The sequence below is a fragment of the Halorubrum sp. Atlit-26R genome, assembly GCF_003666015.1.
Lineage (GTDB): Archaea > Halobacteriota > Halobacteria > Halobacteriales > Haloferacaceae > Halorubrum.
Genome location: NZ_QPLT01000307.1, coordinates 1 through 580, shown reverse-complemented (window position 1 = coordinate 580; position 580 = coordinate 1). Strand labels below are relative to the sequence as shown.

Here is a 580-nt window from a genome sequence, read left to right as displayed (position 1 = left end):
AAAAAGACCGATAACCAAGAGAAGTAGAGCAACCAACCCCGCAAAAAGTCGCCTGCGAATTGGTGTCATATCTTCTGTTGATATGGGTGTCCGTTAAATAGTTCTCCTTTATCAGAATGATGGAGCACCGTATTGGTTTTTAGCGCCTGTAAAGGGTGTAGGCGCGTTCGGTCGTGCCTGCACAGCAGAGGTGATTCGAGATGCAACGCCACCAGCAGCGACAGGTGTATCGACAGACGGAGGCGCGGTGATCGATGGCGGTCGAACTGAACGAAATCGAGGAGGCCGAAGTCGAACTGGAACAGTGGTTAGTCGAGCAGGCCGAGAACGGCATCCCGGAGATCGTCCTCATCGGACTACTGCGGGACTACGCGGACGATATCGAACAGCTTGGCTACGTGCCGCGAATGTGGGGTGAGTCCGACCGATGAGACGGACCAACTCCTTCGAGATCGTTCCCAAGTCGAAACAGGCCGGCACCATCCTTCGACGTCTCCTCGATGCGTCAGCAAGCCTCTGGAACGAGTTGACCTACGAGCGGCGGCAACGATTCTTTACCGGAGAGAGCGTCTGGGACTGT

The 580-nt window shown here is 55.2% G+C and carries 1 protein-coding gene and 1 pseudogene; both read left to right on the top strand.

From position 1 onward, the window contains the following. Positions 1 to 254 precede the first annotated feature (254 nt). The gene (locus tag DVK07_RS23490) at positions 255 to 431 is read left to right on the top strand and encodes a hypothetical protein (RefSeq protein ID WP_199719701.1); all 177 of its coding nucleotides are present in this window, start codon (positions 255 to 257) and stop codon (positions 429 to 431) included. After that, positions 428 to 580, top strand: a pseudogene (locus tag DVK07_RS24000) (IS200/IS605 family transposon protein TnpB); the annotation flags it as partial. The gene DVK07_RS23490 and the pseudogene DVK07_RS24000, both read left to right, overlap by 4 nt.

Coding starts and splice junctions, on each gene's coding strand:
- DVK07_RS23490 (WP_199719701.1), top strand. CDS start 255: ATGGCGGTCGAACTGAACGAAATCGAGGAGGCCGAAGTCGAACTGGAA.